At 64.8% G+C, this 23,026-nt stretch carries 21 protein-coding genes; 16 read left to right on the top strand and 5 right to left on the bottom strand.

The features are described from left to right. The first annotated feature begins 4 nt into the window (after nt 1-4). The 8 genes from V6F88_RS07615 to V6F88_RS07580 all read left to right on the top strand — a co-directional run bounded on the left by V6F88_RS07615 (nt 5) and on the right by V6F88_RS07580 (nt 11,423). The gene (locus tag V6F88_RS07615) at nt 5-1,669 is read left to right on the top strand and encodes a PqiB family protein (RefSeq protein WP_332608693.1); all 1,665 of its coding nucleotides are present in this window, start codon (nt 5-7) and stop codon (nt 1,667-1,669) included. A gap of 5 nt (nt 1,670-1,674) precedes the next feature. After that, nucleotides 1,675-2,322 (top strand): PqiC family protein, encoded by a 648-nt coding sequence (locus tag V6F88_RS07610; RefSeq protein WP_332608692.1) that lies wholly within the window; start codon nt 1,675-1,677, stop codon nt 2,320-2,322. A gap of 168 nt (nt 2,323-2,490) precedes the next feature. Further along, entirely contained in the window at nt 2,491-6,312 is a 3,822-nt protein-coding gene (putA, locus tag V6F88_RS07605; RefSeq protein ID WP_332608691.1) for a trifunctional transcriptional regulator/proline dehydrogenase/L-glutamate gamma-semialdehyde dehydrogenase, read from the top strand. Between the two features lie 256 nt (nt 6,313-6,568). Continuing rightward, nucleotides 6,569-7,714, top strand: coding sequence for a branched-chain amino acid ABC transporter substrate-binding protein (locus V6F88_RS07600; RefSeq protein WP_046804693.1), 1,146 nt, complete (start codon nt 6,569-6,571; stop codon nt 7,712-7,714). A 157-nt stretch (nt 7,715-7,871) separates the two neighbouring features. After that, nucleotides 7,872-8,801 (top strand): branched-chain amino acid ABC transporter permease, encoded by a 930-nt coding sequence (locus tag V6F88_RS07595; RefSeq protein WP_332608690.1) that lies wholly within the window; start codon nt 7,872-7,874, stop codon nt 8,799-8,801. Further along, nucleotides 8,798-9,886, top strand: coding sequence for an ABC transporter permease subunit (locus V6F88_RS07590; protein WP_332608689.1), 1,089 nt, complete (start codon nt 8,798-8,800; stop codon nt 9,884-9,886). The genes V6F88_RS07595 and V6F88_RS07590 overlap by 4 nt, the downstream gene beginning before the upstream one ends. After that, entirely contained in the window at nt 9,883-10,686 is an 804-nt protein-coding gene (locus V6F88_RS07585; protein WP_332608688.1) for an ABC transporter ATP-binding protein, read from the top strand. Before V6F88_RS07590 ends, V6F88_RS07585 begins: the two co-directional genes overlap by 4 nt. After that, a complete protein-coding gene (locus tag V6F88_RS07580) occupies nt 10,683-11,423 on the top strand; it encodes an ABC transporter ATP-binding protein (RefSeq protein ID WP_332608687.1) in 741 nt (246 codons plus the stop codon). The genes V6F88_RS07585 and V6F88_RS07580 overlap by 4 nt, the downstream gene beginning before the upstream one ends. Before the next feature lie 84 nt (nt 11,424-11,507). On the opposite strand, the gene V6F88_RS07575 is transcribed toward V6F88_RS07580, so the two are convergent. Continuing rightward, nucleotides 11,508-12,791, bottom strand: a complete 1,284-nt coding sequence (locus V6F88_RS07575; protein ID WP_332608686.1) for an MFS transporter — start codon at nt 12,789-12,791, stop codon at nt 11,508-11,510. 156 nt (nt 12,792-12,947) lie between these two features. Between V6F88_RS07575 and V6F88_RS07570 the strand changes: the two genes are divergently transcribed. Then, a complete protein-coding gene (locus V6F88_RS07570) occupies nt 12,948-13,592 on the top strand; it encodes a TetR/AcrR family transcriptional regulator (RefSeq protein ID WP_332608685.1) in 645 nt (214 codons plus the stop codon). A gap of 154 nt (nt 13,593-13,746) precedes the next feature. Next, complete coding sequence (locus V6F88_RS07565; RefSeq protein ID WP_104144431.1) at nt 13,747-13,968, top strand: XRE family transcriptional regulator; 222 nt, start codon at nt 13,747-13,749, stop codon at nt 13,966-13,968. A gap of 64 nt (nt 13,969-14,032) precedes the next feature. On the opposite strand, the gene V6F88_RS07560 is transcribed toward V6F88_RS07565, so the two are convergent. Beyond that, nucleotides 14,033-15,322 carry an Nramp family divalent metal transporter gene (locus V6F88_RS07560; protein ID WP_332608684.1) on the bottom strand — a complete coding sequence of 430 codons (1,290 nt, stop codon included), beginning with the start codon at nt 15,320-15,322 and terminating at the stop codon, nt 14,033-14,035. A 132-nt stretch (nt 15,323-15,454) separates the two neighbouring features. Next, on the bottom strand, nt 15,455-15,880 hold the full coding sequence (locus V6F88_RS07555) for an OsmC family protein (RefSeq protein ID WP_332608683.1): 426 nt from the start codon (nt 15,878-15,880) through the stop codon (nt 15,455-15,457). A gap of 223 nt (nt 15,881-16,103) precedes the next feature. On the opposite strand from V6F88_RS07555, the gene V6F88_RS07550 reads away from it, so the two are divergent. The 6 genes from V6F88_RS07550 (at nt 16,104) to V6F88_RS07525 (ending at nt 21,667) form a co-directional block, all read left to right on the top strand. Then, on the top strand, nt 16,104-17,264 hold the full coding sequence (locus V6F88_RS07550; protein WP_332608682.1) for an ABC transporter substrate-binding protein: 1,161 nt from the start codon (nt 16,104-16,106) through the stop codon (nt 17,262-17,264). A gap of 178 nt (nt 17,265-17,442) precedes the next feature. After that, on the top strand, nt 17,443-18,357 hold the full coding sequence (ehuB, locus tag V6F88_RS07545; RefSeq protein ID WP_332608681.1) for an ectoine/hydroxyectoine ABC transporter substrate-binding protein EhuB: 915 nt from the start codon (nt 17,443-17,445) through the stop codon (nt 18,355-18,357). 9 nt (nt 18,358-18,366) lie between these two features. Then, complete coding sequence (gene ehuC / locus V6F88_RS07540) at nt 18,367-19,020, top strand: ectoine/hydroxyectoine ABC transporter permease subunit EhuC (RefSeq protein WP_332608680.1); 654 nt, start codon at nt 18,367-18,369, stop codon at nt 19,018-19,020. Beyond that, the gene (gene ehuD / locus V6F88_RS07535) at nt 19,017-19,688 is read left to right on the top strand and encodes an ectoine/hydroxyectoine ABC transporter permease subunit EhuD (RefSeq protein WP_332608679.1); all 672 of its coding nucleotides are present in this window, start codon (nt 19,017-19,019) and stop codon (nt 19,686-19,688) included. Before ehuC ends, ehuD begins: the two co-directional genes overlap by 4 nt. Then, nucleotides 19,685-20,455: an ectoine/hydroxyectoine ABC transporter ATP-binding protein EhuA gene (ehuA, locus tag V6F88_RS07530; RefSeq protein ID WP_332608678.1), complete on the top strand. Its 771-nt coding sequence runs from the start codon at nt 19,685-19,687 to the stop codon at nt 20,453-20,455. Before ehuD ends, ehuA begins: the two co-directional genes overlap by 4 nt. A 99-nt stretch (nt 20,456-20,554) precedes the next feature. Beyond that, the gene (locus V6F88_RS07525; RefSeq protein ID WP_332608677.1) at nt 20,555-21,667 is read left to right on the top strand and encodes an NADH:flavin oxidoreductase/NADH oxidase; all 1,113 of its coding nucleotides are present in this window, start codon (nt 20,555-20,557) and stop codon (nt 21,665-21,667) included. 82 nt (nt 21,668-21,749) lie between these two features. Here the strand turns inward: V6F88_RS07525 and V6F88_RS07520 are convergent, their stop codons facing one another. Together V6F88_RS07520 and V6F88_RS07515 are read right to left on the bottom strand one after the other, a co-directional pair. Then, on the bottom strand, nt 21,750-22,403 hold the full coding sequence (locus tag V6F88_RS07520) for a dUTPase (RefSeq protein ID WP_332608964.1): 654 nt from the start codon (nt 22,401-22,403) through the stop codon (nt 21,750-21,752). Between the two features lie 97 nt (nt 22,404-22,500). After that, a complete protein-coding gene (locus tag V6F88_RS07515) occupies nt 22,501-23,016 on the bottom strand; it encodes a hypothetical protein (protein ID WP_332608676.1) in 516 nt (171 codons plus the stop codon). Between the last annotated feature and the right edge of the window lie 10 nt (nt 23,017-23,026).

Raw genomic sequence — 23,026 nt, 5'->3', positions numbered from 1 at the left:
GTAGATGTCCGACCAAGCACCCGGTGCCGGTGAAGAGAAGTTCAAATCGCCGACCATCTCGCGCAAGCAGAAGCGCCGGATTTCATGGATTTGGCTCGTGCCCATCGTGGCTGCGCTGATGGGCATGTCGCTTGTCATACGCACCTGGATGCAGGCCGGCCCGGATATCTCGATTGCCTTCAATACGGCCGAAGGGCTGGAAGTGGGCAAGACGCAGCTGCGTTACAAAGACGTGAACATCGGCACGGTGAAGTCCATCGGCTTCAATTCCGACCGCAGCAAAGTGGTGGTGAAGGCTGAGCTGGCCAAGGAAGTGTCGGACCTGGCGCGCGAAGGCACCAACTTCTGGGTGGTGCGGCCGCGTCTGGACGTCAGCGGCGTGTCGGGCCTGGGCACCTTGCTGTCCGGTGCCTACATCGGCGTGGACGCGGTAGAGGGCAAGAACGGCGACGAAAAGGCCACCAAGTTCAGCTTCGAAGGGCTGGAAATCCCGCCTGCCGTCACGCATGACCGCGCCGGCAAGCGCTTCAAGCTCAAGGCGTCGGATCTGGGCTCCCTGGACATCGGTTCGCCGGTGTATTTCCGCCGCATCAATGTGGGCCGCGTCATCGGCTACGAGCTCGACAAGACCGGCACGGCCGTCAACGTCGAAGTGTTTGTCGATGCGCCCAACGACAAGTTCGTCACCAACGGCACGCGCTTCTGGAACGCCAGTGGCGTGGACTTCAGCGTCAATGCCGATGGATTGAAGGTGCGCACGCAGTCGCTGGTCTCGATGGCGGTGGGCGGCGTGGCATTCGAATCGGTGCAAAGCGTGCGCGATGGCAGCGCTGCCGCGCCCGCCGACGCCAATTTCGACCTGTATCCGACCGAAGCGGCCGCCAAGGCCAACCCCGACGGCGAAGCCTTCCCGATCCGCATGCGGTTTGACCAGTCCATCCGTGGCCTGACCGTCGGCGCGCCCATCGACTTCAGCGGCATCACGCTGGGCAACGTTACGCAGATCAACCTGGACTTCGACCCCGCCACCAAGCGCTTCTATTCCATCGTGGACGCCACGCTGTACCCGGAACGCCTGGGCCGCGTGTACGAAGAAGTGCGCGAACGCGCGGTCAAGGATGGCGATGTGGCCGGCAACCGCCTGCTGGGCGTGATGATCAAGTATGGCCTGCGCGCGCAGCTGCGCACGTCGAATCTGCTGACGGGCCAGCTGTACGTGGTGCTGGACAACTTCCCGAACGCCAAGCCGGTGGAATTCACCCCGTCTGACCCCGCCGTGATTCCCACCATCCCGGGCAACCTGGATCAGTTGCAGCAGCAGGTCAGCAACATCGTTGCCAAGATCGAGAAGATTCCGTTCGACAAGATCGGCGAAGATCTGCGCACCACCTTGGCCAGCACGTCCAAGCTGATGAACCGGCTGGACAAGCAGGTGGCGCCAGAGGCGCAGAGCATGCTCAAGCAGGCTCGCGAATCCATGGCCAGCATCAATTCGATGCTGGCGTCGGATGCATCCCTGCCGGTCAATACCGAAAAGGCGATGCAGGAATTGAGCCGCGCCGCGCGCTCGCTGCGTGCATTGGCCGATTTCCTGCAATCGAACCCCGAAGCCTTGCTGCGCGGCCGTGGCAAAGACCCGATTCCCGGCTCCGGCCCTGTCAGGAACTAAAGAACATGACTTTATCTTCCCTGCGTCCTGTCCTGTCCTTGCTGGTGCTGGGCGCCGCCCTGGCCGGCTGCGGCTCGTCGCCGCCCGTGCATTACTACACGCTGCAAGGCCCCACCGCACCGTTCCCGGCCGCGCCCGCCGGTTCCGCCGACTTTTTGATCGAGGTGCAACCGGTCAGCCTGTCCACACAAGCCGACCAGCCCCAGTTGATGGTGCGCACCGGCGACGGCAGCGTGTCGGCGCTGTATTCCGAGCGCTGGAGTTCCCCGCTGGGCGACGAGCTGCGCGGGGCCTTGTCCGATGCGCTGAAGGGCCAGCTGGGCGCGCTGGATGTGCAGATGGTCAAGCCCGGCCCGACGGCCCCCGTCTGGCGGGTCCAGACCGACGTTCAGCGTTTTGAATTGGTGTCGGGCAGCATGGCGCAGCTTGACGCTACCTGGCGCGTGCGGCCCGTCAATGCCAAGGGCACCGGTCTGCTTTGCCGCAGCGTGGTGACGGAAAAAGTGTCAGAGGCGGGCATACCCGCTTTGATCGCCGCCCAGCAACGCGCGGTGACCGGGCTGGCCGAGGCGATGGCGTCTGCCATTCGCGGCCAGAGCCCATCCGGTTCCGCTTCCGTGCAAATGCTGGGATGCTCGCCGCTCAAGGACTGAATAGGCGTTCCGGTTAAACCGCGTTAACTCAATCGGTTAACCCGCGATCAACCTAGGGTTAACCTTAATACAAGCCGGGTTGCAACCTGTTTAGCATACGGTCCTACTCATACTGGGTTTCGTTCGAGCTCAGTATCACCTTTGCCATGCGACAGGAAGCAATCTCTTATGGCCAGCACGACCCTCGGCGTCAAAGTTGATGACGCACTGCGCGACCGCCTGAAGGCAGCCGCGAACAAGCTCAACTGCACCCCCCACTGGCTGCATAAGCAGGCAATTCTCTCTTATCTGGACAAGATCGAGCGCGGCCATCTGCCCGCCGAAATGTCCCACCTGGGCGTGGACCCGGGCACGGAAGACGACACGGGCGATGCGCCCGCCGCGCCCACCCCGCCGTTCTACGAATTTGGGCAGGACGTGCAACCGCAGTCCGTGCTGCGCGCCGCGATTACCGCTGCGTATCGCCGCCCCGAGCCCGAATGCGTGCCGCTGTTGCTGGGCCAGGCCCGCGTGCCCAATCTTGAAAAGGTGCACGCGATGGCGTCCGACCTGGTCAAGAAGCTGCGCGGCAAGCGCAGTGGCGGCGGTGTGGAAGGGTTGATCCAGGAATTTTCGCTGTCCAGCCAGGAAGGCGTGGCGCTGATGTGCCTGGCCGAAGCGCTGCTGCGCATTCCCGACCGCGCCACGCGCGACGCGCTGATCCGTGACAAGGTCGCCCGTGGCGACTGGAAGTCGCACATGGGCGGCTCGCAATCGCTGTTCGTCAACGCCGCCACCTGGGGCTTGATGATTACCGGCAAGCTGGTGGCCGTCAGCAGCGAACAGTCGCTGTCCAAGGCGCTGACCCGCCTGATCGGCAAGGGCGGCGAGCCCCTGGTACGCAAGGGCGTGAACATGGCCATGCGCATGATGGGCGAACAATTCGTCTCGGGCCAGACCATCTCTGAAGCCCTGGCCAACAACCGCAAGATGGAAGCCCGCGGCTTCCGCTATTCCTACGACATGCTGGGCGAAGCGGCCACCACGGCCGAAGACGCCGAGCGCTATTACGCATCGTATGAACAGGCCATCCACGCCATCGGCAAGGCCGCCGCCGGCCGTGGCATCTACGAAGGCCCGGGCATCTCGATCAAGCTGTCCGCGCTGCATCCGCGCTATTCGCGCAGCCAGCGCGAACGCGTCATCGCCGAACTGCTGCCGCGCGTGAAGGCGCTGACGGCGCTGGCCCGCAGCTACGACATCGGCCTGAACATCGACGCCGAAGAAGCCGACCGCCTGGAAATCTCGCTGGATCTGCTGGAAGCGCTTTGCTTTGCGCCGGAACTCGAAGGCTGGAACGGCATCGGTTTCGTCATCCAGGCTTATCAAAAGCGCGCGCCGTTCGTGATCGACTACGTGATCGACCTGGCCCGCCGCAGCCGCCATCGCGTCATGGTGCGCCTGGTCAAGGGCGCCTACTGGGACAGCGAAATCAAGCGCGCCCAGGTCGACGGCCTGGAAGGCTATCCCGTCTACACCCGCAAGCTGTACACCGACGTGGCCTACTTGGCCTGCGCGCGCAAGCTGCTGGGCGCGCCCGAAGCGGTGTACCCGCAATTTGCCACGCACAACGCGTACACGCTTGCCGCCATCTACCAATTGGCCGGCCAGAACTACTACCCCGGCCAATACGAATTCCAGTGCCTGCACGGCATGGGCGAGCCCCTCTACGACGAAGTGGTCGGCCCGCTGGCGCAAGGCAAGTTGAACCGTCCTTGCCGCATCTATGCGCCGGTCGGCACGCACGAAACGCTGCTGGCTTACCTGGTGCGCCGCCTGCTGGAAAACGGCGCCAACACCTCGTTCGTGAACCTGATCGGCGACGACAGCATTCCGGTGGAAACGCTGGTGGCCGACCCGGTGGACGCGGCGTCGCGCATTGTGCCGCTGGGTGCTCCGCACGAGAAGATTCCGTTGCCGCGCGAGCTTTACGGCAATCTGCAACAAGGGGCACGCGCCAATTCGGCCGGCCTGGACCTTACCAACGAACACCGTTTGGGCTCGTTGTCGGCCGCGCTGCTGGCCAGCGCCGGAACGCCGTGGCGCGCCGGCCCCATGTTGGGCGAAGGCGAACAGGCTTGGGACGCGGCGCGCGCGATTGAAGTGCGCAACCCGTCCAACCTGCGCGATGTCGTCGGCCATGTAATCGAGGCGCAAGCGGACGAGGCCGACGCCGCGTTGCGCGCCGCCGCCAACACGGCGCCCATCTGGCAGTCCACACCCGTGGCGGAACGCGCCCAGTGCCTGCGCCGCGCCGCCCAATTGCTGGAAGAGCAGATGCAGATGCTGCTGGGCCTGATCGTGCGCGAGGCCGGCAAATCGCTGCCCAACGCCATCGCCGAAGTGCGCGAAGCGGTGGACTTCCTGCGCTACTACGCGGACCAGGCCGAACGCGAATTCAGCAATGACACGCACCGCCCGCTGGGCACCGTGTTGTGCATCAGCCCGTGGAATTTCCCGCTGGCCATCTTTACCGGCCAGGTCGCGGCCGCGCTGGCCGCCGGCAACACTGTCGTGGCCAAGCCAGCCGAACAAACGCCCTTGATCGCGGCGCAGGCCGTGGCCATTCTGCGCGCCGCCGGCGTGCCCGCCGGCGCCGTGCAGTTGCTGCCGGGCCGTGGCGAAACCGTGGGCGCGCAACTCGTGGCCAGCCCCGCCGTGCGCGGCGTGATGTTCACCGGGTCGACCGACGTGGCGCGCATCATCGCGCGCACGCTGGCCGACCGCCTGGACGACGATGGCCACACCATTCCGCTGATCGCCGAAACCGGCGGCCAGAACGCCATGGTGGTGGATTCGTCCGCGCTGTCCGAACAAGTGGTGTTCGACGTGTTGAGCTCGGCCTTCGATTCGGCGGGCCAACGTTGTTCGGCGCTGCGCGTGCTGTGCGTGCAGGAAGACAACGCCGACCATGTGCTGACGATGCTGCGCGGCGCGATGCGCGAGCTGTCCGTGGGCAACCCTGACCGCCTGTCGGTGGATGTGGGCCCGGTGATTGATACCGACGCCCGCAACGGCATCCAGCGCCACATCGAAACGATGCGCACGGCCGGCCATCGCGTGGACCAGGTCGAGCTGAACGGCGAATGCCGCCACGGCACTTTTGTTCCGCCCACCATCATCGAGATCGACCACATCAGCGAATTAACGCGTGAAGTGTTCGGGCCGGTGCTGCACGTGGTGCGCTACAAGCGCGACGAGCTGGACGCCCTGCTGGACGCCATCAACGGCACCGGCTATGGCCTGACGTTCGGCGTGCACACCCGCATCGACGAAACCATTGCGCACGTGACGGGGCAGGTGCACGCCGGCAATGTCTACGTCAACCGCAACATCGTGGGCGCGGTCGTGGGCGTGCAGCCGTTTGGCGGCGAGTGCCTGTCGGGTACCGGCCCCAAGGCCGGCGGCCCGCTGTATATGTACCGCCTGCTGGGCACGCGCCCGGCCGGCCTGCCGCCGTCGCTGGACGCCGCCGCGCCGCTGCCGCAGCGCATCGCGCTGCCCGGCCCCACGGGCGAGACCAACACCTATATGGTCGAGCCGCGTGGCGCTGTGTATTGCGTGGCCGCCACCGAAGCCGGCGCGCGGGCGCAGTGGTCGGTTGCCCGTCTGACCGGCAACCATGCCTGGTTCGCGGACACGCCCGCTGCCCAGGCGCTGCTGGCCACGCTGGATGCCGAACAACAAGGGCAGGCCGGCATCCTGGCTGACGATGAGGTGGATCAGGCCGACTACCAGGCGGTTCTGTTCGAAGGCGATGGCGACGCGCTGCAAGCGCTGAACCAGCGCATCGCGCAGCGCCCCGGCGCCATCCTGTCCGTGCATGGCCTGACGTCCGACGCCTTGGCGGCAGGCGCCAGCTATGTGCCGGAACGGCTCTTGACCGAGCGTTCCATCAGCGTGAACACGGCCGCCGCCGGGGGCAACGCCAGCCTCATGACGATCGGTTGAAGGTGACCGAGGGGTAACCCTCGATGACCGAGGGTTATCTCCAATATCGGGCAGGTTGCACTGGAACGAAAATCCGGTCGCACCTCAAGTCCGGATGTCGCAACCCGACATCCGGACTTTGCAGAAAATGCATACGCGGGACCGGGCCACAGCCCGGCTCGCGGTAGTAGAAAAAACCAAAAGCCTGGCTAAAAGCTCAGGTATAACAAGGCCTTAAGACCAAGGCCAAATGTCCCGATACCCGGAGGGTTTTCCCATGAAGTTCCGCACCACTTTGAAGCTTCTCGCCGCCAGCATCGCCGCTGTGGGCATGACGGCCGCCGCCCAGGCCGCCGACATCAAGCTGGGCTTTGCCGCCCCCCTGACCGGCCCGCAATCGCACTATGGCGAAGACATGCAGAACGGGCTGAACCTGGCTTTGGAAGAAGCCAACAAGAAGGGCATCAAGGTCGACGGCCAGCCCGCCAAGTTCGTGCTGGTGTCGCGTGATGACCAGGCCGACCCGCGCGTGGGCGTGCAGGTGGCGCAGCAGTTGGTTGATCAGGACGTCGTGGGCATCCTGGGCCACTTCAATTCGGGCACCACCATTCCCGCATCGCGCGTCTACCATGAAGCCGGTCTGCCGCAGATCGCCATGGCGACGTCGCCGGAATACACCAAGCAGGGCTACGAAACCACGTTCCGCATGATGACCAGCGACACCCAGCAGGGCGCCGCGGTCGGCAAGTTCATGGTGCAGAACCTGAAGGCCAAGAAGGTCGCCATCATCGACGACCGCACGGCTTACGGCCAGGGCCTGGCCGACGAAGTGGAAAAGGCCGTCAAGGCCGCTGGTGGCGAAGTGGTCCGCCGCGAATACACCACCGACAAGGCCAACGACTTCACCGCCATCCTGACCAACATCAAGGGCGCGGCGCCCGACGCCATTTTCTACGGCGGCCTGGATGCGCAGTCCGGTCCCATGAAGCGCCAACTGGCTACGCTGGGCCTGAAGGCGCCGCTGGTCTCGGGTGAAATGACCCGCAGCGACACGTTCATCAAGCTGGCCGGCGACGCCGCCAATGGCACCTTCGCCTCGCTGGCCGGCGTGCCGCTGGACAAGATGACCGCGGGCAAGGACTTCGAACAGCGCTATCAGGCGCGCTTCAAGAAGGCCCCGGGCGTGTACGCCCCGTATGCCTATGACGGCGCCTGGAACATGATCACGGCCATTGAACAGGCCGGCTCGTCCAAGCCCGAGAAGTATCTGCCGGTGCTGGCCAAGCTTGACCGCAAGGGCGCTACCAGCGAGCACATTTCCTACGACGCCAAGGGCGATCTGAAGGAAATCTCGGTCACCATCTACGAAGTCAAGAACGGCAAGTGGGAGATGGTTGAAACGATGGTCAGCCAAGCCAACTAAGGCCGGCTGACCCGTAGGGCGGACGTGCCGGCGCTGCCGGCGTCCGCCAACGCTTTGCGCACACGCCGCTCGGCGTGTCGCCGCGAGCGCCGCGTTCCATGCATCATGGCGCGGGCCGCTGCAGCGCGATTTTTCCAGGCTTATTTTCGCGGCCCCTATGGATATCTTCATTCAACAACTGATTAACGGCGTCACGCTAGGCAGCGTGTACGCCCTGGTCGCCCTTGGCTACACCATGGTGTACGGCATCATCGGGCTGATCAACTTCGCGCATGGCGACGTCGTCATGATCGGCGCCATGGCGGCCACCACGATCGCCATTTCGCTGGTGGGCGGTGACCCTGGCGTGTCCGCTTTCGTGGTGCTGGGCGCGGGCCTGCTGGTGTCCGTGCCGCTGTGCATGGCGGTGGGCTGGACGGCCGAACGCGTTGCCTACCGGCCGCTGCGCCGCGCGCCCCGCCTGGCCGCATTGATCACCGCCATCGGCGTGTCCATCATTTTGCAGAACGTGGCCATGATGGCCTGGGGCCGCAACTACCTGAACTTTCCGCAGGTGCTGTCGCCGCGCGTGTTCGAGTTTGCCGGCGCCCGCATGAGCACGCTACAGATCGCCATCGTGGTGATCGCGGCGCTGATCATGGGCGGTCTGCTGGCCATCGTGCACAAGACTCGCCTGGGCACGGCGATGCGCGCCACCGCGCAGAACCGCGAGGTGGCGGGGCTGATGGGCGTGAATATCAATACCGTGATTTCGGCCGCGTTCCTGATCGGCTCGGCGCTGGCCGCCGTGGCGGGCATGATGGTCGCCACCTATTACGGCGTGTCGCAATACACCATGGGCTTCATGCTGGGCCTGAAGGCGTTCACCGCCGCGGTGCTGGGCGGGATCGGCAGCATGGTGGGCGCGATGGTCGGTGGCCTGTTGCTGGGCGTGATCGAATCGCTGGGCGCGGGATACATCGGCGACATCACGGGCGGCTTCCTGGGCAGCCATTATCAGGACGTGTTCGCGTTCTTCGTGTTGGTGCTGGTGCTGATCTTCCGCCCCTCGGGCCTCTTGGGCGAACGCGTGGGAGACCGGGCATGAACGCATCCCTGAAACACAGCGGGCTGTCGACCCGCAACCTGATCGGCATTGCGCTGATCGGTATCGTGCTGGCGGTGCTGCCCTTTGTGATCGGCATGGCCGGCCAAAGCTGGGTGCGCATCCTGAACTTTGCGTTGCTGTACGTGATGCTGTCGCTGGGCCTGAACATCGTGGTGGGCTTCGCGGGGCTGCTGGACCTGGGCTATATCGCGTTCTACGCAGTGGGCGCCTATACGTGGGCGCTGCTGGCGTCGCCACATTTCGGGCTGCACCTGCCGTTCTGGGCGATCTTGCCGATCGCGTTGGCGGTGGCCTGCCTGTTCGGCGTTTTGCTGGGGGCGCCCACGCTGAAGTTGCGGGGCGATTACCTGGCCATCGTGACGCTGGGCTTTGGCGAGATCATCCGCATTTTCCTGAACAATCTGAATGCGCCGGTCAACATCACGAACGGGCCGCAAGGCATCAACCGCATCGATCCGTTCAAGGTTGGCGAGTTTACGTTCGGGCGCACCGAGACGTTGATGGGCATCCGCTTCACCGGGCCGGAAAAGTACTACTACCTGCTGCTGGCGCTGACGCTGATCATCATCGTGGTGTGTGTGCGTTTGCAGAATTCGCGTATCGGCCGTGCCTGGGAAGCCATCCGCGAAGACGAAATCGCGGCCAAGGCTATGGGCATCAACACGCGCAACATCAAGCTGCTGGCGTTTGCGATGGGGGCGTCGTTTGGCGGTGTGGCCGGCGCCTTGTTCGCGTCGATGCAAGGCTTTGTCAGCCCCGAAAGCTTCTCGCTGATGGAGTCGATTTCGATTCTTTGCATGGTGGTGCTGGGCGGCATGGGGCATATCCCGGGCGTGATCCTGGGCGCGCTGATCCTGGCGGCCTTGCCGGAATTCCTGCGGGCCGTGGTCGAACCGTTCCAGCACATGGTGTTCGGCGCGGTGGTGCTGGACCCCGAAGGCATCCGCATGCTGCTGTTCGGTCTGGCGATGGTGTGCGTCATGCTGTTCCGCCCGGCCGGCCTGTGGCCGTCGGCGGTGCGCAAGCGTGAACTATCCACCAAGACGCAAGGGGGCCCGGCATGAGCAAACTACTGCAAGCCCAGGGGCTGGGCAAACGCTTTGGCGGACTGCAAGCGCTGTCCGACGTCAGCTTCGATATCGAGCAGGGCGAAATCTATGGCCTGATTGGCCCGAACGGCGCGGGCAAGACCACGCTGTTCAACGTGCTGACCGGCCTGTACATCCCGGAGGACGGCAGCTGCACGTTCAACGGCCAGCCGATGTCGGGCAAGAAGCCGCACGAGGTGGCCCATGCGGGCCTGGCGCGCACGTTCCAGAACATCCGGCTGTTCGCGAATTTGTCGGCGATTGAAAACGTGATGATCGGCCGGCACCTGCGCACGAAGGCGGGTGTGTTCGGCGCGGTGCTGCGCACACGCCGCACGCGCGCTGAAGAAGCGGCCATCGAGGCGCGGGCGCAGGAACTGCTGGACTACGTGGGCATCGGCCATCGCGCCAACGACGTTGCGCGTTCGCTGCCGTATGGCGATCAGCGCCGTCTGGAAATCGCCCGCGCGCTGGCCACGGACCCGAAGCTGCTGGCCCTGGACGAACCGGCGGCGGGCATGAACGCGTCGGAAACGGTGGTGCTGCGCAAGCTGGTCGAAAAGATCCGCAACGACGGCGTCACGGTGCTGCTGATCGAGCACGACATGAAGCTGGTGATGGGCCTGTGCGACCGTGTGCTGGTGCTGGAATACGGCAAGGTGCTGGCCATGGGCAAGCCTGCCCAGGTGCAGCGCGACCCCAAGGTCATCGAAGCGTATCTGGGCGCGGGCGCCGCGCAAGACCCGCTGATTCACAAGGAGAGCCCGGCATCATGACGGCATCCCAACCCTTATTGGAATTGCGCGGCCTGCAAGTCGCGTATGGCGGCATCCGCGCCGTGCGCGGCATCGACCTGCGCGTGGACGCCGGCGAGCTCGTGTGCCTGATCGGGGCCAACGGCGCGGGCAAGAGCACGACGCTGCGCGCCATCTGCGGCCTGGTGCCGCTGGCGGGCGGCGAAATCGTCTACGACGGGCAGTCCATCGGCGGCCAGAAGTCGCACGAACTGGTGCGCCGCGGGCTGGTCATGGTGCCCGAAGGGCGGGGCATCTTCGGCCAATTGACCATTGAAGAAAACCTGGCCATGGGCGCCTACATTCGCCGCGACGCCGCGCAGATCCGGCAAGACACCGACCGCGTGTTCACGCTGTTCCCGCGTCTTGCCGAACGCCGCAAGCAGGCGGCCGGCACCTTGTCGGGCGGTGAGCAACAGATGGTGGCCATGGGCCGCGCCATGATCGCGCGTCCCAAGCTATTGCTGCTGGACGAGCCGTCGATGGGCCTGGCGCCGTTGATGGTCGAAAAGGTGTTCGAAGTGGTGCGCACCATCGCCAGCGAAGGCGTCACAATTCTGCTGATCGAGCAGAACGCGCGCCTGGCGCTGGAAAACAGCCATCGCGGCTATGTGATGGAATCGGGCGAGATCATTCTGTCTGGCCCGGCTACGCAGATGCTGCACGATCCCAAGGTCAGGGCGGCGTATCTGGGCGAAGTCGAAGACGCTCCGGCCTGACGGTTGCACGTGCTTCGATATGCGCCATAAAAAAGCCCGGCATGTGTATGCCGGGCTTTTTCTTGCGCAGGCGAATTGACGCGTTCAAGCAGGCACAGGCACCACCTGCTTCTTGCCGATCCGCAGTGCAATCACCGCGGCGATCAAGCCCGTGGCGCCGGAAATCAAAAAGGCCATCATGTAGCTGCCCTGGGCTTCGCGGATCGCGCCGGCCATCCACGCCGCGCTGGCCGCGCCCAGCTGGTGGCCCGCGACAATCCATCCGAACACGATGCCGGCGTCCCGTTCGCCGAAGGCTTCGGTCGTCAGGCGCAAGGTAGGTGGCACGGTGGCGATCCAGTCCAGGCCGAAGAAGATGGCGAAGATCGACAGGCTGTAGAACGAGAAATCGGAATAGGGCAGGTAGATCAGCGACAGGCCGCGCAGGGCGTAATAAACGAACAGCAGCTTGCGCGGATCGTAGCGGTCGGTCAGCCACCCCGATGCCGTGGTGCCGACCAGGTCGAACACGCCCATCAGCGCCAGCAGGCCGGCGGCTTGCACTTCCAGCATGCCGTGGTCGCCGCACAGCGCAATCAAATGCGTGCCCACCAAGCCGTTGGTGGTGAACCCGCAGATAAAGAACGTGGCGAACAAGAACCAGAAGGTGGTGGTCTTGGACGCGCGCGCCAAGGCACCGAAGGTGGCGGCCAGCATCCCCGTGCGCGGGGCGACGGGGGCGGGCGGCGCGTCGGGGTCGCTGCCGAACGGCGTCAGGCCGACGTTGGCCGGGCGGTCGGGCACCAACCACCATGCCAGCGGCACCATGGCGGCAGCGGCTGCCGCTACGGTCCAGACCACGCGCGTCCAATCTCCGGACGAGGCCAGCGTGGCAAGAATGGGCAGGAAGACCAGCGTGCCGCTAGCGGTGCTGGCGGTCAGCAAGCCCATCACCAGTCCGCGATGCTTGGTGAACCACCGGTTCACAATCGTGGCGCCCAGCACCGAGGCCACTGCCCCCGAACTCAGGCCCGAGAACACGCCCCAGGTCATCAGCAGGTGCCAGGGCTGGGTCATGTAGGCGCTGACGGCGCTGGAGGCCGACATCAGGATCAGGGCGGTGATCAAGACGCGGCGCAGCCCGAAGCGCTCCATCGCGGCGGCCGCGAAGGGGCCCACCAGGCCATACAAAAAGATGCCGGCCGCGGCCGCGAACGAGATCGAACTTCGGCTCCAGCCAAAGGCTTCCTCCAGCGGCACCAACAGCACGCTGGGGGTAGAGCGCAAACCGGCGGAAACCAGCAAGGCCAGGAAAATGACGGCGACGACGACAAAGGCGTACTTCTGTCCGGCGCGCTGAAAGGGGAGCGGAGGTTGGGTTATACTCATGTTACTGACCGGTACGTATCAGGTTTGCGATGTGCGAATAGTACGTACCGGTCAGTAACATCGTCAAGTAGTTTTTCGGCGATTTGTTTTTTGAAGGCGCGGCTACCCGCTGGTGTGGTGGAGGTTGCCATCCGCCTTCCGTTTCAGGAGTCCAGCATGGCCAGCAAGCCTTCCAATGCCTCAGGCGCCACGGCAAAAACCGGCACCAAGCCGCTATTGGCGGCAGACCGCATCCGCAAGACGGCGCGCGAAATGTTCTACCGCGACGGCATCCGCGCCGTGGGGGTTGACGCCATCGTCAATCAAGCCGGCGTGACCAAACCCAGCCTGTACCGCAGCTTTTCATCGAAGGATGAATTGGCGGCGGCCTATCTGCGCGACTACGACGCCGAATTCTGGGCCCGCTTCGACGCCGCCTGCGCGGCCCATCCCGGCGATCCGCGCGCGCAGCTGCTGGACTATCTGTCGGGCTTGGCCCAGCGGGCCGTGGTGAACGGGTATCGCGGCTGCGGGCTGACCAATGCCGCGGTTGAGTACCCCGAACCCGAGCATCCCGCCCGCGCGGTGGCCGTCGAGCACAAGCTGGAATTGCGCCGCCGCTTGAACGAGATGGCGTCGGGCATGGGCGTCCAAGACCCCGCCGCCCTGGCCGATGGCCTGCTTTTGTTGATTGAAGGCGCGTTCGTGTCCAGCCAGCTGTTTGGTGAAGGCGGCCCGGCCGCGCGAGTTGCCGACATGGCCGACAAGCTGATTCAGGCGCATCGGGCCGCCGGAATGGCGCAGGGCGCTGCACAAGACTAGTGCTTAATGTGGTGCCGCATGCACCGTAATGGTGGTGTTTGTCCCCATTGCGCAACGATTAAAAAAATGGTTGAAGTTTTTATTGCGACGCAACAAACGCGGATCTAACATGAAGTTGTGTTGTTCCACATCGCGCTTTCTCAAGGAGAGAATCATGAGCGATACCGCGTTGAAAAATGCCCGTATGTCGGATGCGCTGGAGCGGTCCTTGATCCGCGAGGCCGTCAAAGCGGAAACCTTGTCCGGTCCCTTCAATCGCGGTCTGTGGTTGCGCCTGAAAGTGCGCATGGCCTCGTTGGGCGGCGCCGTCGGCGAAATCCTGCACGACATGGACGCCGGTCGACAGCAGCATCCGGTCATCTCCGCCCGCCACTAAGGCGCCCGGGGCCAGCCAAAAAAACGCCAGCATATGCTGGCGTTTTTTTTGGGGCGGGTCCGGTTCAAGCCACCATGTCGATCAGCAGATAGCCGTCGAGGATGACGATGCCGGCGGTGGCGCCGACAGCGGCCCATGCCCAGGCGCCGCGCAGCGCGTATGCGCCCATTACCTGTTTGCGGCAGGCCAGCACCACCAGCGGGCCCAACGCGAAGGGCAGGGCCAGGCTCAGGATGACCTGGCTCAAGACCAGCAATTCGTCGGGGTCCTTGCCACCCGTGTAGACCAAGAGGCCGACGGCCGCCGCGCCCGCGATCAAACGCGTGGCCAGCGCGCGCCGCCGGTCCGACCAGTTGCTGCGAATCTGAAACCCCTTGGACAGGATGCGCCCGGCCAGCACGCCGGTGATCGTCGAACTCTGACCCGCCGCATACAAGGCAACGGCAAAGACCACGGCGGCCCCCACGCCCAGCGTGTGGCCGATGACGGCATGCGCGTCGTCCAGGCTGGACACGATCTGGCCCGATCCCGACAGCGATGCGGCCGCCACGATCATGATGGCCGAGTTGATCAACATGGCCACCCCTAGCGACACAATGGTGTCGTTGCGCGCCACGCGCATGGCCATATCGCGCGCGGAAGCGGGCAGCGATTGCGCGCGTTCGGCCAACGAGCCGGAATGCAGATACAGGTTATGCGGCATCAAGGTGGCGCCCAGGATGCCCAGCGCGATCAAGAACCCCTGGGGGTCGCGCAAGGCTCGACCGGTCTCGGTCACGCCGTGGGCCACGGCCGTCCACGCGGGGTTCGCCTTGAACAGCAGGAACACGAACGACGCGGCCACCACGCCCAGCAACACCGCGATCACGCGTTCATGGCGGTCGGCGTTGCCGCGGGTCAGTGCCAGCACGGCGAAGGTGCCCACGCCGGTCACCGCCACGCCCGCGATCAGGGGCAGGCCGAACAGCAAGCGCAGCGCGATGGCCCCGCCGATCAGTTCCGCCAGGGCGGTGGCCAGGATGGCGGCCTCGCCGGCCAGCCAGGCCGCCTTGGACCAGCGGGCCGACAGGTGGCGGGCCGTCAGCGTGGCCAGGTCTTGCCCCGTGGCCAGCGCCAGGCGCGATACCAGAATCTGAAAGCCCAGCGCCAGGAATGCGGAGCAGATGACGACCATCAACAGGCCGTAGCCAAAGCCGCTGCCGCCCGCGATGTCGGTGGCCCAGTTGCCGGGATCGATGTAGCCGACAGCCACGAGGATGCCCGAGCCGACCATGCGCCGCAGGTTGGCCGACACGCGCGCGTCCTGAGCCAAGACGGCCTTGCCGCCAGAAATTGCGTAGATGAATCCGGTCATGCGGCACTCCTGAGAATGGTTCTCATTTTCTGGAAGCGCTGGCAGACCGTCAAATTGATTTTGCCCAAGCCCGGGATAGGGCCGACCAATGGCGCGACCCGGGACAGGACGCGCCATTGGCCGGGCGGGAGCTTAGGACTTGAGCTTGGCGTCCATCGAGATCTTGGCGTTCAAGACCTTGGACACCGGGCAGCCTTTTTCGGCCTTGCGGGCGGCCTCTTCAAAGGCCTGCGCGGTGGCGCCGGGGATCACGGCTTCCACGGTCAGGTGCACGGCGGTGATGGAAAAGCCGTCGTCGACTTTGTCCAGCGTCACTTCCGCCTTGGTGTCCAAACTGGTGGCCACCAGGCCGGACTCGGACAGGATGTTGGACAAGGCCATCGTGAAGCAGCCTGCGTGCGCCGCGCCCAGCAGCTCTTCGGGGTTGGTGCCCGGCGTGTCGCCAAAGCGTGTATTGAAGCCATAGGGCTGGGCCTTGAGCGCGCCGCTTTGCGTGGAGATCGTGCCCTTGCCCGTCTTCAAGTCGCCTGACCAGGCGGCGGATGCGGTTTTCTTCATAGTGACTCCTGTAGAGGGGGCGCGCGCGCGCTGGCGCGGCCGGTGCAAAAAACGACCGCCGGTGAGGGCGGTGTGCGTTGCCTTGCAAGGCATGAACGATGATACGGCGATGCCGGGGGGCGGGCGCGGAATCCACCGGTGCGCAACGGCAAGCCGATGTAACGGCTTACGGGCATCAGGCAAAATAGCGGCATCCGTTTCAACCGTCCCAAGAGCTGCTGTCATGTCTCGCACTTTTTTACGCTATGCCTGCGCCGTTGCGCTGGCGCTGGCGCTGCCCGCCTTGTCCGCCCAAGCCGAAATCGTGATTGGCGTGGATGTGTCCACGACCGGCCCCGCCGCCGCCATCGGCATCCAGACCAATAACGCCATCCGCCTGTGGCCCCAGACGCTGGGCGGCGAGCCGGCGCGCTACGTCGTGCTGGACGATGGCACCGACGTCAGCCGCGCGGTGAAGAACATGCGCAAGCTGACGTCTGAAGACAAGGTCGACGCCATCGTCGGCCCCAACACCACGGCGGCTGCCCTGGCCGCGCTGGACGTGCTGGCTGAAACCAAGACGCCCATGATTGCACTGGCCGCCTCCAGCGTCATCGTGGAGCCGTTGTCCGACCCCAAGCGAGCCTGGGCGTTCAAGATGCCTCAGAACGATTCGTTGATGGCCACCGTGCTGGTCGAAGATATGAAGAAAAAGGGCTTCAAGAACGTGGCCTTCATCGGCTTCGCGGATTCTTACGGCGACAGTTGGTGGAAGGAATTCACCGCCGCGGCCGGCACCGACCTGAAGATCGTGGCGCAGGAACGCTTCCAGCGCACGGACGCGTCCGTGGTGGGCCAGGCGTTGAAGGTGATCGCCGCCAAACCCGACGCGGTGCTGATCGCAGGCGCCGGCACGCCGTCGGCCCTGCCGCAGAAGACGCTGCTGGAACGCGGCTACACCGGCACCATTTACCAGACGCACGGCATCGGCACGCTGGAATTCCTGCAAGTGGGCGGTCGCGATGTGGAAGGCACCTTGTTCCCGACCGGCCCCGGCGTCGTGGCGCGCGAGCTGCCCGACAGCAACCCGGTCAAGAAGGTGGCCGTGGAATTTGCCGACAAGTACGAAGGCCAGTACGGCGCCAATACCCTGACGCAATTCGCGGGCGACGCCTATGGCGCCTGGATGCTGCTGGATTCGGCAGTGGGACGGGCATTGAAAACGGGCGCCAAGCCCGGCACGCCGGAGTTCCGCGGCGCCTTGCGCGACGCCCTGGAAAACACCCGCGACCTGATCGTGCCCAATGGCGTCCTGAACATTTCGAAGGACAACCATCAGGGATTCGATGAGCGCGCCCGGGTTATGGGCGTGGTCAAGAATGGCCGCTTCTCATACGCGCAATAGCCGCTGCCATGGTTTCCTACCGACCGTAACGTTTGTTTACGCTCCATAGGGCAACGGACGCTAAAAGCAGGCTTAGGCCTGCTTTTTTACGCCTATATGATTAGTGTAGAAATCATTTAATAGCGTATTATTTTTAGCGAAGCCATGCACCTAGAAATAGATTCGGGAGAAATCATTCATGACCTTGCTGCAATCCAAACGCTTGCTGTTGGCCCTGGGCCTCGGCGTGTTGGCCGCGTGTTCGGACTCGGGCGGAGACAAGCCCGCGCCCGCCGCCGGCGGCGCGCCGGCCACCGCGACCAGCACGCTGGACGCCGCCAAGGCCGCCGGCAAGATCCGTGTCGGCTATGCCAACGAGGCGCCGTTTGCGTACATGGACAGCAAAGAAGCCAAAGTCACCGGCGAATCGGTCGAGATTGCGCGCGTGGTGCTCAAGCGCATGGGCATCAATGAAGTGGAAGGCGTGCTGACGGAATTCGGCTCGTTGATTCCCGGCCTGGCCGCCAAGCGCTTCGACATCATTGCCGCCGGCATGTACGTCACTCCTGAACGCTGCCAGCAGGTCGCGTTTTCCGACCCGACCTACGGCGTGGGCGAGGCCTTCCTGGTGAAAGAGGGCAACCCCAAGAAGCTGCACAGCTATGAAGACGTGGTGAAGAACCCGGACGCCAAACTGGGCGTTGTCGTGGGCGCCATCCAAGGCGAGTACGCCGAAAAAGTGAAGGTGCCCGCCGGTCAGGTGGTGGTCTTTCCCGACGCCGTCAGCGCCTTGTCCGGCGTGCAGGCGGGGCGCGCGGACGCCTATGCGGCCACGGCGCTGACCATCAACGACCTGATGGGCAAGACGCAAGCCGGCAGCGGCCTGGAGAAGGCAGAGCCCTTCACCGACCCGGTGATCGACGGCAAGGGCGTGCGCGGCTACGGCGCGTATGCCTTCCGCACCGACGACAAGGCGTTTGCGGATGCCTTCAACGCCGAACTGGCCAAATTCATCGGCACCGACGAGCACAAGAAACTGGTGGCGCCATTTGGTTTTACCGACCAGGAACTGCCGCAAGGCGCGACGGCCGCCAAGCTCTGCGCCGGCCAGTAAGGAGCGCCGATGCAAGTCGTTTCCGAACACATCGCGACGCTTGTGCCGCCCTTGCTTGAGGGCCTGGCCGTAACGCTGCAAATCATGGGGGGCGCCGTCGTATTGGCGGTGCCGCTGGCGCTGGCATCGGGAATCGGGCGCTTGTCGCCCGTGCGGCCATTACGGTGGCTGGCGTCCGTGTACGTCGAAGTCTTCCGGGGCACGTCGGCTTTGGTGCAGCTGTTCTGGTTCTATTTCGTGCTGCCGCTTTTTGGCGTGCAATTGCCGGCCATGCTGGTGGGCATCGTGGTGCTGGCCCTGAACGCGGGCGCCTACGGCGCTGAAGTGGTGCGCGGCGCCATTCGCGCCGTGCCGCCCGGCCAGCGCGAGGCGGGCGTGGCGCTGAACCTGACGCGCGCACAGATCATGCGGCGCATCGTGGTGCCGCAAGCGATTCCGGCCATGCTGCCGCCCGCCGGCAACCTGCTGATCGAACTGATGAAGAACACCGCGCTGGTCTCGCTCATCACCATCACTGACCTGACCTTCCGCGGCCAGCTGTTGCGCAGCGAAACCCTGCGCACAACCGAGATCTTTGCCCTGATGCTGCTGATGTACTTTGCCGTCGCCCTGGTGATCACGGCCGGCGTGCGGGCCCTTGAGCGGAGGGTCCGAGTCCGATGACACCGATATTCGATTGGGCTTTCGCACTGAAAATCCTGCCTACGCTGGGCTCCGCGCTCATCATCACGATCGAGGCGACGGTGCTGGGCATGCTGGTGGCCGTCACCCTGGGCCTGGTCCTGGCCATGATGCGGCGTTCCCGCTTGCGCATTGTGTCGCTGCCCACCGCCTTCGTGATCGAGTTCATCCGCAGCACGCCGCTGCTGGTGCAGATGTATTTCCTGTTCTATGTGCTGCCGCTGACCGGGGCCCAGATGTCGCCGCTGGCCACCGGCATCGTGGCGCTGGGGCTGCATTACGCCACGTACTGCGCCGAGGTCTACCGCGCCGGCATCGAAGCGGTGCCGCGCGGGCAGTGGGAAGCGGCCACGGCGCTGAACATGTCGCGCTGGCGCACGGCGGTGGGCGTGGTGTTGCCGCAGGCGATTCCGCCCGTGGTGCCAGCGCTGGGCAACTACCTGGTGGCCATGTTCAAGGACACGCCGCTGCTGTCGGCCATCACGGTGGTTGAACTGCTGCAACAAAGCAAAATGATCGGGTCGGCCACGTTCCGATACACCGAACCGCTGACCCTGGTGGGCGTGCTGTTCCTGGCGTTGAGCCTGGTGGCGGCGTGGGGTGTGCGCGGCCTGGAGGCCCGCCTGCAACGATATGGAGGAAAGCGATGAGCGCCAGCTTGACCATCAAGAATCTGCACAAGCGTTACGGAGAGCTGGAGGTGCTGCGCGGCATCAACCTGGAAATTCCGGCGGGCCAGACGGTGGCCGTGATCGGGCCGTCGGGCTCCGGAAAATCCACGTTGCTGCGTGTGTTGATGACGCTGGACCAACCCACCAGCGGCGACATCGAAATCGACGGGCAGCCGATGTGGACCGATGAACACGGCCGGCCGGTGGGCGTCAATTCCGAATACCTGCGGCGTGTGCGCGGCAAGATCGGCATGGTGTTCCAGCACTTCAATCTGTTTCCGCACATGACGGCGTTGGGCAACACGATGGAAGCGCCGGTGCATGTGCTGGGCATGACGAAGGACCAGGCCCGCGAACGCGCGGTCGAATACCTGGACATGGTGGGGCTGGGCGACAAGCTGGACGTTTACCCAGCGCAGTTGTCAGGCGGCCAGAAGCAGCGCGTGGGCATCGCCCGCGCGCTGGCAATGTGCCCGGAAATCATGCTGTTTGACGAAGTGACCTCGGCGCTGGACCCGGAGCTGGTCGGCGGCATCCTGGAGATCCTGCGCAAGCTGTCGGCCCGCCGCAGCATGACGATGATCATCGTGACCCACCAGATGAAGTTCGCCGAACGCAGCTCGGATCGCACGCTGTTCTTCGACCAGGGCAACATCGTCGAGGACGCCGAATCTTCCGTGCTGTTCAGCCAGCCGCAAGAAGCGCGCACGCGCCAGTTCCTGGATTCGGTGATCGAAGGGCAATAGGGCCAAGCACCCCGGATTTAACCCTGACAGGGGCGATGGGATTGCGCCCGGCGTCATGGCCGGGCGCTATGCTTTCGCATCCCATGCCCGGAGGCCTACATGAGTCACCTGTTCAGTCCCACGTCGGTTGGCAACGTCCAGCTGTCCAATCGCATCGTCATCGCGCCCATGTGCGAATACTCGGCCGAAAACGGCTGTGCCAACGACTGGCACATGATCCATCTGGGTCACCTGGCCCTGTCCGGCGCGGCGCTGCTGTTCACGGAAGCCACCGCCGTCGAGCCCGACGGCCGGATTTCGCCGGGGGATCTGGGCCTGTGGTCTGACGAGACCGAAGTGGCACTGGGCCGCGTCGTGGCGGCGGTGCGGCGCTATTCGCCCATCAAGCTGGGCATCCAGCTGGGCCACGCGGGTCGCAAGGCGTCCAGCGATGCGCCCTGGAACGGCGGGCAGCTGGTGCCGCCGTCGGAAGGCGGCTGGCAAGGCTGGGCGCCGTCGGCCATTGCGCACAAGGATTCCGAACCGCCGCCCCATGCGCTGGACGAAGCCGGCCTGGCGCGCGTGCGCAACGCCTTTGTGGACAGCGCGCGGCGCGCCATCAGGCTGGGCTTTGACGCCATCGAGCTGCATGCCGCGCACGGCTACCTGCTGCATCAATTTTTGTCGCCGATCGCCAACCAGCGCGACGATGCCTATGGCGGTTCGCTTGAAAACCGCATGCGCTTTCCGCTGGAAGTCTTCCAGGCGCTGCGTGAAGTCGTGCCGGCGTCGATGGCTTTGGGCGTGCGCGTGTCGGCCACCGACTGGGTCGAGGGCGGCTGGGACCTGGACCAGACCATTGCATTCGCGCATCGGCTGAAGGCGCTGGGATGCGAATTCATCGACGTGTCCAGCGGCGGCGTGTCGTCGCGGCAGCAAATTCCGGTGGCGCCGAATTACCAGGTGCCGTTCGCGGCCGAGGTCAAGCGCCAGGTGGGCATGCCGACGATCACGGTGGGCCTGATTACCGAGGCGCAGCAGGCTGAAGCCATCCTGGCGCAAGAGCAGGCCGACATGGTCGCGCTGGCACGCGGCATTCTGTACGACCCGCGTTGGCCCTGGCATGCGGCCGCGCAACTGGGCGGCCAGGTAGCGGCGCCGCATCAGTACTGGCGCTCGCAGCCGCGTGAATTCAAGGAACTGTTCGGCGAAACGCGCTTCGGGCAACGCTGAAACGCCGGGGTCCTGGACACAAAAAAATCGCCGCGTATCGCGGCGATTTTTCCTTACCGGGCCGACGATGGCTCGGGTTCGATCATTTCAGGCGTGCGTAAGCCTGCTCCAGTTCGCGTGCCATCGCGTCGGCGAAATCGGCGCTGGTGGGGTCCAGCTGCGACAGCAGGCGCGCCAGCACCACGTTGTCTTCTTCGCCGTTCCAGATCTTGATGTAGGTGCCTTCCTTGTAGCCATGTTGCTGGCGGAAGATGTTCAGCACGTTCTTGGACACGTACTGCGTGTAGGCGTCGTTCCAGCTCATTTCGCACGCCGTCATCGTCTGTTCCAGCACCTTGTAGCTGGCGCGGCCGCAAACAGCCAGGCCGCCGAGCAGCTCCAGCAGTTCCGGCACGGGCAGGGCGTCCAGCGCGTAGGCTCGGCCGTCAAGCGTCACGGAGGCTGGCGTGGCCAGATCCGACATCAGCGCGCGCGCCGCGTCGGCCGGCTGGCCGCCGGCCTGGACGATGGTGTGCGACAGATAAAAATGCAGGATGTCGACCAGTTCCATTTGCACCTGGGGCAGGTCGATGGTCTGCTTTTTCCACCATTTCCAGCCGTAGTGCTCAAGCGCCTCGGCCGATTCGACGAAGGCGGCGCGCAGGAAGCGTGAACCGCCGTTGACCCAGTCAGGATTGATCATGCTGTTCAAGTGGTCTTGCAACTTCAGCATCGTGGCCGCCTGGGCCTGGTTCAATCCGACAACGTTATTCACTTTCACTCCGTAATTCTTCAAGGGTCTTTGCGACAGCGGCGGAAATGTTAGCACCATTGCCGCGGCTGCCCGGACGGCGTCAGCTGTCCTTGCGATACGAAGACGTCTTCAAGGGCGGCAGCTTGCCCAGCGACGTGCCGCGCGGCTTGCGCGCGCTGCCCGCCGCCTTGAGCAGCATGAAGGCGAAAAACGCCAGGAACACGGCGGGCATCAGCTGGTCAAGCTCGAAATGCGAAGAGCGCAGGGCGCGGAATGCGATGTTGACCGCCGCCCAACCGGCCAACACGCCGCCAATGGTCAGGATGATGCCGACCTTGCGCTGCCGCGCTTGCCGCGCCAGTGAGATATCGGCCGCGTCCGACGGGGCGGTGGCGCCCGGCGCGCCGGCGGACGAGCGCGGCGATGCGGTATTGCCCCAGGGGGCGGTGGACAGAGAATCGCCCGTGGCGGGCGCGGGCACGGCTACCGTGGCTGTCGCCTGATGGGACGCGCGGCGCTTTTCGGGAACCTTGCCTGGCGTGACCCCGCCGGCCCGCGACAGGTTTTCGATGTAGCGCGCGAAATCGCCGTCTTTGGGCTCAAGGTCTATCGCCATGCCAATTCTC

The organism is Achromobacter sp. ESBL13 (assembly GCF_036668755.1).
Classification (GTDB): domain Bacteria; phylum Pseudomonadota; class Gammaproteobacteria; order Burkholderiales; family Burkholderiaceae_B; genus Achromobacter.
Note: the sequence above shows the minus strand (reverse complement) of the source record. Positions and strands in the feature narration are given on the sequence as shown.